We start from the raw sequence: 15,212 nt of genomic DNA, 5'->3' as shown, positions 1-15,212 counted from the left end.
GACTCTCAGAGATCGATGAGTTCCTGACGTTGCTCGCCTCGCGGCGGTCCGGCACCCGGCCGGGCCGCCGCGAGGCGTATCAGACGGGTGCCGCCCGCCCCAGCGGCGAACCCCACGGCGAGCCCCGGCAACGTCCACCAGAGGGCCTTCTCCGGGCCGCCGTCCCACGAGCCCTTCTCGACTCCGGCGGCCGCACCGAGCACTCCCTCCCGGTCCAGCCGATCGAAGAGCGCCCGGGGCGCCCGGTGCCAGCGGATGTCGTCGTCCTCCCGCTCCGGTGCCGGATCCGTTCGCACCCAGGGCGTGCCGTCCTGCGCCAGGAACAGCTGATCCTGGCGTTCGACCGCCACATCGCCTCCCGGCGGCGCGTCCGTCTGCGGCCAGCCGCCGATCCCCGTCAGCCCCCACACGACGGTGATCCGCACCGGCGGATACCGGCCCTCCTCCCAGGCCTCGGGCACCCGCTCCGTGCCTGTGTACGCAGGTTCCAGCAGTTGCCACAGCCGGATGAAGTACGGCCGGCCGGAGCGCACGGCCGTGGTCCTGCCCGACTCACCGACGACCACCATGGCCAGGTCGGGCGCGTCGTCCTCCGACCCGTACATCGGCCGCGCGACCGCTTCGGCCGCCGGCGCCCCGAGCGCGAGTCCGACACCCAACCCGAGCCCGCCCCCGACCACCGTCACTGTCATCGACCCGAGAGCCGCGAGAACCCTGAGCGGCCCTGTCCACGGGCCCCCGTGCCTCCTCCGCACCGCCATCCCCCTCCGATCTCCCCTCAGCCCTTGGCCCCGTCACCCCTCACACATCGCGCAGCTCCTGCCGCGGCCCCCGCTCCCGACGCAGTCGCTCCCAAGGGAGCCGCAACACGAACGGCCGCAAACCCAGGGCCAGTCCGGCTCCGGCCCCCAGGCCCGGCAGCCCCCACCACCAGTCGACCCCGTCGTCCCCCACCGAAGCCGAAGCCGAAGCCGAGGTAGAGGCTGGCGCGGCAGACGCCCCGGTCTCCGCGCTCACCGCCCCCGAGTCATCCCCCGCCTCTGGCTCGGGCGCCGGAAATATGCCGTGCCCCTCCCCGGTGGTCTCGCCCATCACGCCCAGGTTCGTGAGCAGGGCGCGTAAGCGGGCGGGGTGATCGGCGCGACGCCACTGGCCGTTCACCGACTCCGGCACATGCTCCGCGGTATGTATCCACACCTCCTTCCCGTCGGCCATCGGGAAGACGCGGTCCAGCCGCCAGGGCGAGACGTCGTGAGCCATCCACGTGACGTTGATCTGCCGGGCCGCGAGCAGGTTCGCCTCTGGAGGCTTGTCTCGCATGCCCGTGGTCGCAGGGTCCAGCCACCGCTGCAACTCGCTGTACTTCTCGTCGGAGTAGTACAGCGCCGCCGTCTCCCCGCTCTCCGGCGAGACCACGAGCACGCTCGTCGGTCCGCCGGCCGACGCGGCGGGCGCACCCCACATCAGCAGGGTCAGCGTCGCCGCCAACACCCCCGCCGACGCCGTCAGTTCACGACATCGGCCGCTCCGCTCGATCCGAACCCCACGCATCCGACCCCCAAGTGACGATCCCCGTGCGGCCCGTCCGCGAGCCGCTTGTCACTTCTGGTACACCGCCCGACCGAGCGGGGTTCCCACCCCGCGCGCACTATTTCGAGGACTTCCCGGAGCCGTCGTCCGCCGGGGCATCGACGGACTTCGCGATGTCCAGTGCGCGCTCCTTCGACGCCACGCCCTCCAGCCGCAGGGTCACGCTCGTCCCGCCGCCGCGGTGGATCCACAGCAGCGTCGGTCCCGCGGTCCGCTCCGTGCGGGTGAAGCGGTCTCCGTCCTCGTCGATCAGCAGGAAGCCGAGCAGGTGGGGGTGCGGGAACCACAGGGCGTAGTCCCGGACGCCGTCGGCCGACGCCGAGCCGCTCAACGCGATCCACTCCGGCGGCTCGCGCAGGGTCTTGGTGAAGGAGGGGTCGAGCTGCTGGGGGAACTCGTCCAGCCGGATCGTGTGCCCGCCCTCGCGCCAGCACAGGCTCATCAGGAACAGGCCCTGCGGCTCGGCCGTAACCGTGACCGCGCCCGGAGTGCCGAGCGCCCTCGGCACCAGCGGCGCGAACCCTGCCCGCCGCCCGGCCTGTCCCAGCGTCACCGAACGCCCGCAACCGGGCACCTCGGCACCCGGCGAAGGCACCGCCGACGGGTCGTACCGCACCTCGACCCCGCCGAAGTCGAACCAGTCCAGGACCGCCGCCCGCACCGGGGGAGTGAGCGCGAGCACCGTCAGCACCCCGCACAGGGCGGCCGTCAGAGAACGCCACCGCAGCCGAGTCCAACGCCGGACCGCGCGCAGCCGCTCCGAGGCGCCCCTGGGCCCGGCCACCGGTACCGGCATCTGATCGGCCAGTATCTGGCCCAGCACCCGCTCGACCATCGTCTCCGAGCCGAGGGACCCCTCGCCCCCGTCCAACGACCGCCCCAGCGCCCGCAGTTCCTCCGGCAGCCGGGAAGCAGCATCCTCTTCGCGCCCCCGCGCGGACGGGCCCCGGTCGCCGCCCCGGGCGCCCTCACCGTCGTAGGACTTCCTCCCGTCACTCATGCTCATCACCCCCTTCCCGAGGCTCGAACTCCGGCAGCAGCTTGCCGAGCTTGCGCAGGGCGCGGTTCAGCCGGGACTTCACCGTGCCCCGGGGCCAGCCCAGTGCCTGGGCCGTCTCGGACTCGTCCATTTCCAGCAGATAGCGGTAGGTGACGACCAGGCGGTGCTCCTCGCCCAGCTTCTCCAGAGCCGCTCCCAGCGCGGCGCGGCGCTCTATCTCCACGGCCGCCACCGCCGGATCCGCCGCGTCCGGTATCAGCGGCTCGGCCTCCGCGAGGGCCGCCTCACGGCCGGCGAGCGTGCGCTGACGCGCCGCCGTCCGCACTGTGTTTCTCGTCTCATTGGCCACGATCGACAGCAGCCACGGCTTGAACGACGCGCCGTCCCGGAACCGGCCCAGCGCGCAGTACGCCTTGACGAAGGCCTGCTGCACCACGTCCTCCGCGTCCGCTCCCGCCCCGAGCGCCGCGGCCGCCCTCAGCGCGATGCCCGTGTGGGCCCGCACCAGGTCCGCGTACGCCTCCTGGTCCCCGGCGCGTACGCGTGCGATCACCGCGGCCTCATCGACGATGCGGCCCCCCTCCCGCGTCTTCACAGGATTGGTACACCGCCCGGACCGAATCGGTTCCCACCCGTGGCACATCTGTTTCCGACCGGTTCCGGATCGGGCCCCCGCACCTGAGAGAATGGTGAACATGGCCTCTGATCGACCCCGCGTGCTCTCCGGAATCCAGCCCACCGCAGGCTCGTTCCACCTCGGCAACTACCTCGGCGCCGTCCGCCAGTGGGTGGCCCTGCAGGAGTCCCACGACGCGTTCTACATGGTCGTCGACCTGCACGCGATCACGATCCCGCAGGACCCGAAGGAACTCACGGCCAACACCCGCCTGGCCGTCGCCCAGCTCCTCGCGGCCGGTCTCGACCCGGAGCGCTGCACCCTCTTCGTCCAGAGCCATGTCCCCGAGCACGCCCAGCTGGCCTGGGTCATGAACTGCCTCACCGGCTTCGGCGAGGCCTCCCGCATGACCCAGTTCAAGGACAAGTCGGCCCGGCAGGGCGCCGAGAGCGCGAGCGTCGGCCTGTTCACGTACCCGATCCTCCAGGTCGCGGACATCCTGCTCTACCAGGCCCACGAGGTCCCGGTCGGCGAGGACCAGCGCCAGCACATCGAGCTGACCCGCGACCTCGCCGAGCGCTTCAACGGCCGGTTCGGCGAGACCTTCACGATCCCGAAGCCGTACATCCTCAGGGAGACGGCGAAGATCTACGACCTCCAGGACCCGTCGATCAAGATGAGCAAGTCGGCGTCCACGCCGAAGGGCCTCATCAACCTCCTCGACGAGCCGAAGGCCACCGCCAAGAAGGTCAAGAGCGCGGTCACGGACACCGACACGGTCATCCGCTACGACACCGAGAACAAGCCGGGCGTCAGCAACCTGCTCACCATCTACTCGACGCTCACCGGCACGGGCGTCGCCGAGCTGGAGCAGCAGTACGAGGGCAAGCTCTACGGCGCACTCAAGACGGACCTCGCCGAGGTCGTCGTCGAGTTCGTGACGCCCTTCCGGGAGCGCACCCAGCAGTACCTCGACGACCCGGAGACGCTGGACTCGATCCTGGCCAAGGGCGCGGAGAAGGCGCGTGCCGTCGCCGCGGAGACCCTCGCCCACGCGTACGAGCGGGTGGGCTTCCTGCCCGCCAAGCACTGACCGCGCGGCACCCGCCCCGCCGGGCACGGGGGCGTACCACCGCACACGAGCAACACGGGGCAGAGCGCTGCACATCACTACGGCTGCGCCTGCCCACACCACAGCCGTGGCCGTACAGTCGATAGCCGGACGGCCGGTAACGAACCCGACAAGGCGCGACAGGACGACAGGAGACGAAGTGGGGACCGTAACGATCGGTGTGTCGATCGCGGTCCCGGAGCCCCATGGCAGCCAGCTCCAGGAGCGGCGTGCGGGCTTCGGCGACGCCGCGGCTCACGGCATCCCCACGCATGTCACGCTGCTGCCGCCGACGGAGGTCGAGGCCGGCGCGCTGCCCGCCATCGAGGCACACCTCACCGAGGTCGCCGCCGCGGGCCGCCCCTTCCCGATGAAGCTCGCCGGCACGGGCACCTTCAGGCCGCTGTCGCCGGTCGTATACGTCCAGGTGGCCCAGGGCGCCGAGGCGTGCACCTGGCTCCAGAAGCAGGTCCGCGACGCCTCCGGGCCGGTCGCCCGCGAACTCCAGTTCCCGTACCACCCGCATGTCACGGTGGCGCACGGCATTGAAGAGGCGGCCATGGACCGCGCCTTCGAGGAACTCGCCGAGTTCGAGGCCGAGTGGCCCTGCACCGGCTTCGCGCTCTACGAGCAGGGCGCCGACGGCGTGTGGCGCAAGCTGCGCGAGTTCACCTTCGGCGGCTCGACCGTGCCTCCACAGGCTGCGCACGTCGAGCGCGGCTCCCTTCCCACCGCCTAGGGCGCTCACGCGCGTCCTGTCCGTCGACCTCACTCAGTGCTCGCCCATGCCCATCTATACACGGCATGTATAGTCGTTGCGTATAGTCACTGTGTATAGACGCGTAAGGATCCACATGATGGTCAGTGCCTCCCTCCCCGTCGCGAGGACCAACCAATGGTGGCTGTCGGCGTCGGCGGCCGGCATCGCCCTCGGTGTCCTCACCAACCTCGCCCAGGGCTGGCTGCCCGGCACGTTCAACCAGATCGCGAACTCGGGGGCGGTGTGGTGCGTGCCCGCGTTCGCCGCCGGCGCGCTGGTCGCCGAGAAGGCGGCCGTACGGTCATCGGCGCTCGCCGGCCTGTGCACCACCATTGGTCTGGTCGTCGGCTACTACGGCTACGCCGAGTTGGGCCGGTCCGGCATGGGCAGCCTGGCCTGGCCCCTGGTGTGGCTGGCGATGGCCGTCGTCAGCGGGCCGCTGTTCGGTGTGGCGGGGGCGTGGTGGCGGCAGGGGCGCACCCCGAGCCGACGGGTCGTCGGACTGGCCGCGCTCGCCGGGGTGTTCGGCATGGAGGCCCTCCTGGCGGCCCTGGTGCTGCACTACGAGGGCCAGGCATGGGGCTGCGTCGTCCTGCTCGTCCTCGTGCCGCTGGCGATGGCCCGTAGGCACAAGGAACGCGCGCTGACCCTGCTGACGGCCCTGGTCTTCTCACCAGTCGCCTACGCCGTGATCGAACTCCCCCTCCAGCATGTCTCGATGTGACCGACAGGGGCCCTGACACCGCACCGACAGCGACCGTCACCCCGGCCCCGCACCGACCGTCACCCACACCCGCAGCGACCATCGCCCTAGACAGGCAACCGCCGGAACACCCCCCGCGGCACATGCCGCAGCGCCGACATCACCGCGCGGAGCGCCCCCGGCACCCACACCGTCTCGGAGCGCCGCCGCAGCCCCAGTTCGATCGCCGTGGCAACGGCCTCCGGTGTGGTCGTGAGCGGAGCCTCCGGCAGCCCCGCCGTCATCTTCGAGCGTACGAACCCGGGGCGTACGACCATGACGTGCACGCCCGTGCCGTGCAGCGCGTCGCCCAGCCCCTGGGCGAAGACGTCGAGGCCCGCCTTGCTGGAGCCGTAGATGAAGTCGGCGCGACGGGCGCGCTCGCCCGCGACCGAGGAGAGCACCACCAGTGAGCCGTGCCCCTGCGCCTGCAACGCGCGCGCGGAGACGAGACCGGCCGAGACCGCGCCCGTGTAGTTGGTCTGCGCGACCCGGACCGCGGCGACCGGCTCGCGCTCGTCGTGCGCCTGGTCGCCGAGGATCCCGAACGCGAGCAGCACCATGTCGATGTCACCCTCGGCGAAGACCTTGCCGAGCACCGCCTCGTGGGACTCGGGGTCCAGCGCGTCGAAGGCGACCGTGTGCACCTCGGCCCCCAGCACGCGCAGGTGCGACGCGGCCGCGTCCAGGGCCGGAGAGGGGCGCCCCGCGAGCCACACCGTACGGGCGCGGCGGGCGACGAGACGGCGCGCGGTGGCCAGCGCGATCTCGGAGGTACCGCCGAGGACGAGCAGGGACCGGGGAAGACCGAAGGCGTCCTTCACGACAGCAGCTCCTGAAGATCGCTAGAGAGTGGGTCGGCGGCGGTGAACGTATCGCCCCTCTGCGAGAGATCGGCTTTGAAACGTCAACGCTCTCGCCGAAATGGGTGATTAATGGGACGTCGCTCCATACCGCCGGGGCAGGCGCACATGGCGCTTCAGGACGAAGGGCAGAGTCGGATCATGGACTGGCTGAAGAAGCTCCCCGTCGTCGGCCCCCTCTGGGTGCGCCTGACGGCCACGCACGCGTGGCGGTCGTACGAGAGGCTGGACCGGGTGAAGTGGACGCGGCTCGCCGCCGCGATGACCTTCACCAGTTTCGTGGCGCTCTTCCCGCTGCTGACCGTGGCCGCGGCGATCGCCGCGGCCACCCTGAGCGGCAAGCAGCAGGCCGACCTCCAGAACAAGATCGCCGACCAGGTGCCCGGGATCTCCGAGCAGTTGGACATCGACGGCCTGGTGCAGAACGCCGGGACCATCGGCCTGATCGCAGGTGCCGCCCTGCTGTTCACCGGCATCGGCTGGGCCGGCTCGATGCGCGAGTGCCTGCGCGCGGTCTGGGAGCTGCCCGACGAGGAGGAGAACCCGGTCCTGCGCAAGGGGAAGGACCTGGGCATCCTGGTCGGGCTGGGCGGCGCCGTGCTCGCCACCCTCGCCATCTCCACCGTCGCCTCCGCGCTGGTGGGCTGGATCACCGACGAACTCGGCATCGACCGGGCCGGCTGGGGCAGCGTCCTGCTGCGGATCGCCGCCTTCGTGGTCGCCGTACTCGCCGACTTCCTGCTGCTGCTCTACGTCCTGACCCTGCTGCCCGGCGTCGAGCCGAGGCGCCGCCGTCTGGTCGTCGCCGCGCTGACCGGCGCGGTCGGCTTCGAACTGCTCAAGCTGCTGTTGAGCGGCTATATGCAGGGTGTCGCGACGAAGAGCATGTACGGCGCGTTCGGCGTTCCCGTCGCCCTGCTGCTGTGGATCAACTTCACGGCGAAACTCGTCCTGTTCTGTGCCGCCTGGACGGCGACGCAGAGCAAGGAGACGGAGGTCACTGGCGAGGACGACGACGTACCAGATCCGGCAGCGGCCAACGGCGGTTGACCAGGAACGCGGCGCCCGCGAGCAGCACCAGCACCCCGCCGGTGATCGCAAGGGCGGTGCCCACGCCGCCCGAGCCGCCCTCGGCCGTGGCGCTCGTGACCGGCGTCGCGGCCCCGGACGCGCCGGAACCGCCGGAGTCACCGGAGCCGCCGCCCGCCTGCCCGGCCTCGCCGGAGGCCCCCGGCTGGGCGCCGGTCTGCGCCCCCTTGGGCGCCACCAGCTCGCCCACCGGCTGGACCTTGCCGGTCGCCTGGAAGCCCCAGTCGAAGAGCTTGGCGGCCTCCTTGTAGATCTCGTTGTGCTCTTCCTTGGAGGGGTTCATGACGGTGACGAGCAGCACCTTGCCGTTGCGCTCGGCGACGCCGGTGAAGGTGGCGCCCGCGTTGGTGGTGTTGCCGTTCTTGACGCCCGCGATGCCCTGGTACTGCGCGATGTCCGTGTCGCCGCTCAGGAGCCGGTTGGTGTTCTGGATCTCGAAGGACTTGCGGACGGTCTTGCCCTTCTTGTTCTTCTTCGTCTCGCCCGGGAACTTCGCGGTGACCGTCGAGCAGTACTCGCGGAAGTCCTTCTTCTGGAGTCCGGAGCGGGCGATCAGGGTCAGGTCGTAGGCGGAGGAGACCTGGCCGGGGGCGTCGTAGCCGTCGGGGCTGATCACCTGCGTGTCGAGGGCCTGGAGCTCCTCCGCGTGCGCGTTCATCTCCTTGACGGTCTCGGCGACGCCGCCGTTCATCGCCGACAGGACGTGCACGGCGTCGTTGCCGGAGCGCAGGAAGACGCCGAGCCACAGGTCGTGGACCGTGTAGGTCTCGTTCTCCTTTATGCCGACCATGCTGGAGCCGGCGCCGATGCCCGCCAGGTCCGAGGGGACCACCTTGTGCTTCTCCGCGCTGGGGAACTTCGGGAGCACGGTGTCCGCGAACAGCATCTTCAGGGTGCTCGCCGGAGGAAGCCGCCAATGGGCGTTGTTCGCGGCGAGCACGTCACCGCTCTCCGCGTCGGCGACGATCCACGAGCGCGCCGTCAGCCCCTTGGGCAGCACCGGGACCCCGGCCGCCAGAGAGACCTGCGCACCCGCCGTACCGAGCCGGGCGCCGCCCACGGTCGACATCTTCGCCGGGGGAGTGACCGACGGACTCGCCGAAGCCGAAGCCGAAGCCGAAGGTGACGCCGAACCCGAAGCGGACGCCGAGGGTGACGGCGACGGCGAAGGCGCGGCGAAGGCGGGTACGGCGGTCAACGCGAGGGACGACAGGACTGCGGCGGAGGTGACCACCAGGGATCGCCCGGTGGTCTTCTGAAGAGCGAACACGCTCAGGAACGTACATGGCGCTGAGCGTGAAGTCCCGCCCGCCTCCCCACCCCGGCCACGGAACCGGACAGCCGACGGCGATACTGAACGCATGAAGCTCAGCCGCCCCGTCTCCTGGTTCCTGCTCGCTTTCGGGGTGTGGAGCTGGATCATCTGGATCACTTTCGTCAAGAACCTGGTCAAGGACGCCAGCGGTCTCGCGTTCGACGACGCGGGTGACCCGACGGGGTATTTCTGGGTGCACCTGCTGCTGGCGGTCGTTTCCTTCGTATTGGGGACTGTCGTGGGCGTCATCGGGTTGCGCGGAGTGCGCGCACTGCGTGGGAACTCATAGCCGGTCCTCAGGAGTTTGCAGAGCGTGATCATTCTCTTCGCGCTGCTCGCCGTTGGCGTCCTGGTGACGGCCAACTGGTACCTGTGGCGCCGACTGTTCCGCGACACCACCAGCGGCCCCGGCCCCGTCCGTCGCATCGGCGCGGCGGTCGTCGCCGGCGGCTGGGTGCTCGCGGTCGGCGCCCTGGTCGCGGAGCGCGCGGGCGCGCCCTTCTGGCTCCAGCAGGTCCTGGCCTGGCCCGGCTTCCTGTGGCTCGCGCTGTCGATCTACCTGCTGCTGGCCGTGGTCGCGGGCGAGGTCGTACGGCCCCTGCTGCGCCGTTTCCTCGACCGCCGGGACCGGCAGCGGGAGCCCGCCGAGACGGCCGTACGACAGCTGCCGCGCGAGGAGCCGCGGAAGGCGCCGGTGCCGGCCGGGGAACCGCCCGCGTCCGAGCCCGCGCACACGGAGCCGGAGTCCCAGCCGTTCCCCGAGCAGCCCGCACCGACCACCCCCGCCGCCACGCCCGCCCCCGCCCCCTCCCGCCGTCTCTTCGTCTCCCGGGTCGTCGCCGGAGCCGCCGCCGTGGCCGCCGCGGGGACCGTCGGCTACGGCACCTACGGCGTCCTGCGCGGGCCGAAGGTCAAGCGGGTCACCGTCCCCCTGGCCAAGCTCCCGCGCGCGGCGCACGGCTACCGGATCGCCGTGGTCAGCGACATCCACCTGGGCCCGGTCCTCGGCCGCGGCTTCGCGCAGACGGTCGTCGACACCATCAACTCCACGCAGCCCGACCTCGTCGCGGTCGTCGGCGACCTGGTGGACGGCAGCGTCAAGGACCTGGGCGCGGCCGCGGCCCCCTCGCCCAGCTGCGGGCCCGCCACGGCAGCTTCTTCGTCACCGGCAACCACGAGTACTTCTCCGGCGCCGAGCAGTGGGTCGAGGAGGTACGGCGCCTCGGACTGCGCCCGCTGGAGAACGACCGTACGGAACTGGCGTGGTTCGACCTCGCCGGGGTCAACGACATCGCGGGCGAGAGCGAGGGACAGGGACCCGACTTCACCAAGGCGCTCGGCGACCGGGACACCACGCGTGCGTGCGTGCTCCTCGCCCACCAGCCCGTGCAGATCCACGACGCCGTCGACCACGGCGTCGACCTCCAGCTCTCCGGCCACACCCACGGCGGCCAGCTCTTCCCCGGCAACTTCCTCGCGGCCGCCGCGAACCCGACCGTCGCCGGCCTGGAGCGCTACGGCGACACCCAGCTCTACGTCAGCCGAGGCGCCGGCGCCTGGGGCCCGCCCACGCGCGTGGGAGCGCCCTCGGACGTCACGGTGATCGAACTGGCGTCGACACAGGCGTGAGGACGCCGGGCCGCCGTACGGCCAAAGGGGTGCGTTGCGTCGCAGTTCGCGGGGGATCCTGTGCGAGCTCTGTGAAACATGGCTGAAACTCCTTGCGGTAACGGCTTGTCAAACTCGGAAAATCCCTCTTCCCCCAGGTGAAACACCTGTGATTAGGTGACCGCGCCACTAGGGGGTGGCATGTGCACTGGGACCCGAAGGGGTCCGGGGAGGGCAAACCCGATGCGATCGGTTCGCATGCGGATTCTCGCGACACTGCTCGTGCTGGGCGTGGTCGGAGTCGGCGGCTGGCAGCTGCTGCCGTCGCAGGAGGACGCCGGCAAGACCATCAAGGTGGGGACGACGGACGTCATCACCTCACTCGATCCGGCCGGAGCCTATGACGCCGGTTCCTGGGCGTTGTTCAACAACGTCTTCCAGTCACTGCTGGCCTTCGAGCCGGGCAGCGCCTCCCCCGTGCCGGACGCCGCCGAGAGTTGCGGCTTCCAGGGCAGCGATCTGCGCACGTACCGGTGCGAGCTGCGCGAGGGCATCAAGTTCCCGAGCGGGCGCGAGATGACCGCCGAGGACGTGAAGTACTCCTTCGACCGCGTCAAGAAGATCAACTCCGACGTGGGCCCGGCCTCCCTGCTGGACACCCTCAAGTCGGTCACCACCGCCGGCCGCGCGGTCACCTTCCACCTCTCCTCGCCGGACGCCACCTTCCCGTTCAAGGTGGCCACCGGAGCCGGCGCGATCGTCGACCACACGGAGTACCCGGCCGACGGGCTGCGCACCAGCCCCGGCGTCGACGGCACCGGCCCGTACGAGCTGTCGACGTACACCAAGGAGAAGAAGGCGGTCCTGTCGCCCAACGGCGACTACAAGGGCGCCGTCAGCGGCTCCCGCCGCCCGATCGAGCTTCTCTACTACGCCGACTCGACCAAGCTGAACAGCGCCTGGAAGGCGAAGCAGGTCGACGTCGCCTACCGCCAGCTGCCGCCCAAGGTGCTCGCCGACCTGAACCCGAGCGACCCCGGCCAGCGCGTCTCGGAGGCCGACAGCTCCGAGGTCCGCAACCTCTACCTCAACACCCGCGCCGGAAAGCCGCTGCACGACACCCAGGTGCGCCAGGCCCTGGCCTGGCTGATCAACCGCGAGCAGCTGGCCGCCGACGTCTACGAGGGCACCGTGGACCCGCTGTACTCGCTGATCCCGACCGGCATCACCGGCCACACCACGTCGTTCTTCGACGACTACCCCGAGCCGAGCGTCAAGAAGGCGCGCGCCCTGCTCGAAAAGGCCGGCGTGAGCACCCCGGTGAGCTTCACCTACGGCTATGGCGAGGGCAGCGGCAGCGCCGAGGCCGAGGCCAAGGAGATCAAGAAGCAGCTGGAGGCGAGCGGCCTGTTCAAGGTGACGCTCAAGGGCTACGAGTGGACCAAGTTCCAGAAGCAGTGGGCGACCGGGAAGTTGGACGCGTACGCGGTCGGCTGGGTGGCCGACTACCCCGACCCGGACACCTACGGCTCCCCGCTCGTCGGCACCGACGGCACCATGAACACCGGCTACAGCAGCGCCACGGTCGACCGGCTGATTCAGGCCAGCCAGCAGTACGCCGATCGCAGCGACACCGACCAGGACTTCAAGCGGCTCCAGGCGGCGGTCGCCCAGGACGTCCCGGTCATCCCCCTGTGGCAGGCGAAGGAGTACGTCGTGACCAGCGAGGACGTCGGCGGCGGCCAGTATCTCTCGGACGGCACCGGGGTCTTCCGGCTCTGGCGCCTCGACTGGATCTAGAACCGATGCGATTGCGCCGTATCTGACGCGTTTTCATGGAACTGACATTCGCCCGAGTGACGCCGGGCAGCCACTCAACGCAGCACCATGTGACGGAGGTGTGTGCGCGGTGAGGAGCAAACGTGTTGAGACGCAACTCCTTCCGGCTGCCCCGGCATCCGGCTTCCGTCGGTCTGGCCAGGCGGCGGGTCCGGGACCATCTGGCCGACTGGGGGCACGGGCCGGACGATCCGGCGTTGGCCGACGCGGTGCTGCTGGTGTCGGAACTGGCCACCAACGTGGTGCGCCACGGGCCGCTCCTTGAGCGTGAGTTCGAGGTCGCGGTGACCGCCCTCGCCGACGGCTCCTGCCTCATAGAGGTCTCCGACGAGGGCCGGCTCGAACCCCGCCTGCGGGTCGTCGGCGACCTGGAGGAGACCGGCCGCGGCCTGCACCTGGTGGAGAACATCGCCGCCGCGTGGGGGGTCTGGAGCCGCGGCATCCACGGCAAGACCGTATGGGCCCTGGTGCTCGCCAACGCCTGAGGCGTACGACCACTGCCGCCACGCCAGGGGTTACGGCACCGCCCCCGCCCGCGCCGGAAGCGTGACCGTCACCGCCAGCCCCTCGCCCGGCGCCGTGCGCACCGCCACTTCGCCCCCGTGGGCCCGCACCACGCCCTGCACGATCGCGAGGCCCAGGCCGCTGCCCGCGCCGCCGCCGGCACGGAAGAAGCGGTCGAAGACACGGGCCGCGTCCTCCTCGCACAGCCCGGGCCCCTCGTCGGCGACACAGAGCCGTACGACCCCGTCCTCCCGCTCCACCTGCAGCCGCACCGGCACCTCGGCCGGCGTGTGCGTGCGGACGTTGCCCACCAGGTTGCCGAGGACCTTGCGCAGCCCCGACTCGTCGGCCCGCACCAGCAGCGCGCCCTGCGCGCCGACGGTGACCGGCCGCTCGGGCTGCTGCGCCCGCAGGTCCTCGGCGGCGTCGCGCACCAGACGGCTCAGGTCGACGTTGCGGAAGCGCAGTTCGGGCTGCTGGTCGAGGCGGGCCAGGGTGAGCAGTTCGTCCACGAGCCGGCCCATCCGGTCGGCCTCCGCCATCATCCGCCCCCAGGTCCGTCTGCGCTCGTCGGGGTCGCTCAGCATCCCCTTGTCGTACAGCTGGAGATAGCCGCGTATCGCGGACAGGGGCGTGCGCAGTTCGTGCGAGGCGTCGGCGACGAAGCTGCGCAGCTGGGCCGCGCTGCGCTCGCGCGTGCGGTACGCCGACTCGACCTGATGGAGCATGGAGTTGAGGGCCAGGCGCAGCTGCTCGACCTCCAGGGTGGCCTCCCGGCTGGACGGCACCCGCCGGGTCAGATCCCCCTCGGCGATCGCGGAGGAGGTCTCCACCATGTCCTCCAGCGGCCGCATCCGGCGCCGGACGCTGACCATCGTCAGACACGCCAGCAGCGCGAGCAGCAGGGTGCCGATGGCGAGGTCGAGCCGGATGGCCTTGGCGACGCCCTGGTGGAGCACGTCGGTGGGGGCGGCCATGAGGGCGTAGTTGCCGTCGCCGAGCCGGGTCGCCGTGACGCGGTAGGCGGAGCCGTCCAGGGAGAGGTCGTGCGGCTCGGAGTCGGCGGCGAGCCCGCGCGGGTCGCCGATCGCCTCGGCCAGCGCCCTTTGGGTGCCGGTCGGCGCGAAGCCGAGGATCTCCATCGGGGCGCCCCGGGAGTCCACCGCGGCGAAGACCGTCTCCGGGGCGTGGTCCTCGTCCTCCGGTACGAGGCGGTCCCGGACGAAGCTCAGGGCGCTCAGCGAGTCGATCTGGCGCAGGGTGAGCTGGGAACCGCCCAGGGAGTCACGGGTCTTGATGAGCTGGCTGTCGATCTGGTCCAGCAGGTAGTACCGCATGCCCATCACGCTCACGACGGTCGCCGCGACGATGCCGATCGCGAGCAGCACGACATTGGCGAGCGTCAGCTTGCCGCGCAGGGAGCGGACGCCGCGCGTCCGGCACAGTCGCTCCAGCGGCCCCCCGATCCTCATGCGAGCCCGTATCCCACACCCCGCCGGGTGGTGATCACCGGCGCTCCCAGGGTGTCCAGCTTGCGCCGCAGATAGCTGATGTAGGTCTCCACGACGGTCGACTCGGGTGGGGTGTGCTCGTACTGCCAGACATGGCGCAGCAGCTGCTCCTTGGGGACGATCCGGCCGCCGTTTCTCACCAGGAAGCGCAGCAGGGCGTACTCGGTGGGGGTCAGCTCGACCGAGCGGCCGTCGCGGTGGACGCAGTACGTGGTCTCGTCCAGCTCCAGGTCGCCGTAGCGCAGGGGCGGTCGCTGCGGCAGGACGTCGGCCGGGCGGGTGCGGCGCAGCACCGCGGTGATGCGGGCGACGACCTCGTCGATGTTGAACGGCTTGGTGATGTAGTCGTCGCCGAAGCCGAGGGCGCCGACGATCTCGGCGGGGGAGTCGCGGGCGGTGAGGAAGACCAGCGCCAGGTCGGGCCGCTCCGCGCGCAGCTGCCTGCCGAGGGCGCGGCCGTCGCCGTCGGGCAGCATGACGTCGAGCAGCGCCGCGTCCGGCCGGGTCTGCCCGGCGAGTACGAGCGCCTCGCGCACGCTGCCCGCGACCATCACCTCGAAGCGGTGGTAGCGCAGGGCGATCGCGAGGACGTCGGCGATGCTCTCCTCGTCCTCCACCACCAGCACGGTCCCCGGACCCGTCGTTCCCCCAGTCATGTTCCTCA

15 protein-coding genes and 1 pseudogene are annotated in these 15,212 nt (G+C 71.0%); 8 read left to right on the top strand and 8 right to left on the bottom strand.

Annotation, left to right across the window (positions count from 1 at the left end; all coding sequences use genetic code 11):
- Positions 1 to 5: 5 nt before the first annotated feature.
- From ABZ896_RS12155 to ABZ896_RS12140, 4 genes are all read right to left on the bottom strand, one after another.
- Positions 6 to 605, bottom strand: coding sequence for a hypothetical protein (locus tag ABZ896_RS12155; protein ID WP_360926051.1), 600 nt, complete (start codon positions 603 to 605; stop codon positions 6 to 8).
- Positions 606 to 801: 196 nt separating this feature from the next.
- A complete protein-coding gene (locus tag ABZ896_RS12150) occupies positions 802 to 1,551 on the bottom strand; it encodes a hypothetical protein (RefSeq protein WP_360926004.1) in 750 nt (249 codons plus the stop codon).
- 97 nt (positions 1,552 to 1,648) lie between these two features.
- On the bottom strand, positions 1,649 to 2,590 hold the full coding sequence (locus tag ABZ896_RS12145) for a hypothetical protein (RefSeq protein ID WP_360926001.1): 942 nt from the start codon (positions 2,588 to 2,590) through the stop codon (positions 1,649 to 1,651).
- Positions 2,583 to 3,143, bottom strand: a complete 561-nt coding sequence (locus tag ABZ896_RS12140) for an RNA polymerase sigma factor (RefSeq protein ID WP_360925998.1) — start codon at positions 3,141 to 3,143, stop codon at positions 2,583 to 2,585. The genes ABZ896_RS12145 and ABZ896_RS12140 overlap by 8 nt, the downstream gene beginning before the upstream one ends.
- 142 nt (positions 3,144 to 3,285) lie before the next feature.
- Here ABZ896_RS12140 and trpS point away from each other — a divergent pair, with 142 nt between their 5' ends.
- The 3 genes from trpS to ABZ896_RS12125 all read left to right on the top strand — a co-directional run bounded on the left by trpS (position 3,286) and on the right by ABZ896_RS12125 (position 5,801).
- Positions 3,286 to 4,299, top strand: coding sequence for a tryptophan--tRNA ligase (gene trpS, locus ABZ896_RS12135; RefSeq protein WP_360925995.1), 1,014 nt, complete (start codon positions 3,286 to 3,288; stop codon positions 4,297 to 4,299).
- A gap of 178 nt (positions 4,300 to 4,477) precedes the next feature.
- Positions 4,478 to 5,056: a 2'-5' RNA ligase family protein gene (locus tag ABZ896_RS12130; RefSeq protein ID WP_360925992.1), complete on the top strand. Its 579-nt coding sequence runs from the start codon at positions 4,478 to 4,480 to the stop codon at positions 5,054 to 5,056.
- 115 nt (positions 5,057 to 5,171) lie between these two features.
- Positions 5,172 to 5,801, top strand: coding sequence for a DUF6518 family protein (locus ABZ896_RS12125; RefSeq protein WP_360925989.1), 630 nt, complete (start codon positions 5,172 to 5,174; stop codon positions 5,799 to 5,801).
- A gap of 86 nt (positions 5,802 to 5,887) precedes the next feature.
- Here the strand turns inward: ABZ896_RS12125 and ABZ896_RS12120 are convergent, their stop codons facing one another.
- Positions 5,888 to 6,643: a decaprenylphospho-beta-D-erythro-pentofuranosid-2-ulose 2-reductase gene (locus ABZ896_RS12120; protein WP_360925986.1), complete on the bottom strand. Its 756-nt coding sequence runs from the start codon at positions 6,641 to 6,643 to the stop codon at positions 5,888 to 5,890.
- A gap of 180 nt (positions 6,644 to 6,823) precedes the next feature.
- On the opposite strand from ABZ896_RS12120, the gene ABZ896_RS12115 reads away from it, so the two are divergent.
- Positions 6,824 to 7,732, top strand: coding sequence for a YihY/virulence factor BrkB family protein (locus ABZ896_RS12115; protein WP_360925983.1), 909 nt, complete (start codon positions 6,824 to 6,826; stop codon positions 7,730 to 7,732).
- On the opposite strand, the gene ABZ896_RS12110 is transcribed toward ABZ896_RS12115, so the two are convergent.
- Positions 7,680 to 9,041 carry a D-alanyl-D-alanine carboxypeptidase gene (locus ABZ896_RS12110; protein ID WP_360925980.1) on the bottom strand — a complete coding sequence of 454 codons (1,362 nt, stop codon included), beginning with the start codon at positions 9,039 to 9,041 and terminating at the stop codon, positions 7,680 to 7,682. The genes ABZ896_RS12115 and ABZ896_RS12110 overlap by 53 nt on opposite strands.
- A 91-nt stretch (positions 9,042 to 9,132) precedes the next feature.
- On the opposite strand from ABZ896_RS12110, the gene ABZ896_RS12105 reads away from it, so the two are divergent.
- The 4 genes and pseudogenes from ABZ896_RS12105 (at position 9,133) to ABZ896_RS12090 (ending at position 13,018) form a co-directional block, all read left to right on the top strand.
- Positions 9,133 to 9,375, top strand: coding sequence for a hypothetical protein (locus ABZ896_RS12105; protein WP_360925977.1), 243 nt, complete (start codon positions 9,133 to 9,135; stop codon positions 9,373 to 9,375).
- Between the two features lie 15 nt (positions 9,376 to 9,390).
- Positions 9,391 to 10,715: pseudogene (locus ABZ896_RS12100) on the top strand (metallophosphoesterase).
- Positions 10,716 to 10,937: 222 nt separating this feature from the next.
- A complete protein-coding gene (locus tag ABZ896_RS12095; protein WP_360925974.1) occupies positions 10,938 to 12,494 on the top strand; it encodes an ABC transporter substrate-binding protein in 1,557 nt (518 codons plus the stop codon).
- 122 nt (positions 12,495 to 12,616) lie between these two features.
- Positions 12,617 to 13,018: an ATP-binding protein gene (locus ABZ896_RS12090; protein ID WP_360925972.1), complete on the top strand. Its 402-nt coding sequence runs from the start codon at positions 12,617 to 12,619 to the stop codon at positions 13,016 to 13,018.
- A gap of 30 nt (positions 13,019 to 13,048) precedes the next feature.
- Here the strand turns inward: ABZ896_RS12090 and ABZ896_RS12085 are convergent, their stop codons facing one another.
- Both ABZ896_RS12085 and ABZ896_RS12080 read right to left on the bottom strand, forming a co-directional pair.
- Entirely contained in the window at positions 13,049 to 14,509 is a 1,461-nt protein-coding gene (locus ABZ896_RS12085) for a HAMP domain-containing sensor histidine kinase (RefSeq protein WP_360925969.1), read from the bottom strand.
- Positions 14,506 to 15,204: a response regulator transcription factor gene (locus tag ABZ896_RS12080; RefSeq protein ID WP_360925966.1), complete on the bottom strand. Its 699-nt coding sequence runs from the start codon at positions 15,202 to 15,204 to the stop codon at positions 14,506 to 14,508. The genes ABZ896_RS12085 and ABZ896_RS12080 overlap by 4 nt, the downstream gene beginning before the upstream one ends.
- Positions 15,205 to 15,212 lie beyond the last annotated feature (8 nt).

Origin of the sequence: Streptomyces sp. NPDC047072, from assembly GCF_040643855.1 — a bacterium.
GTDB lineage: Bacteria > Actinomycetota > Actinomycetes > Streptomycetales > Streptomycetaceae > Streptomyces.
The sequence above is the reverse complement of the archived record's forward strand: the minus strand, read 5'-3'. Positions and strand labels throughout refer to the sequence as shown.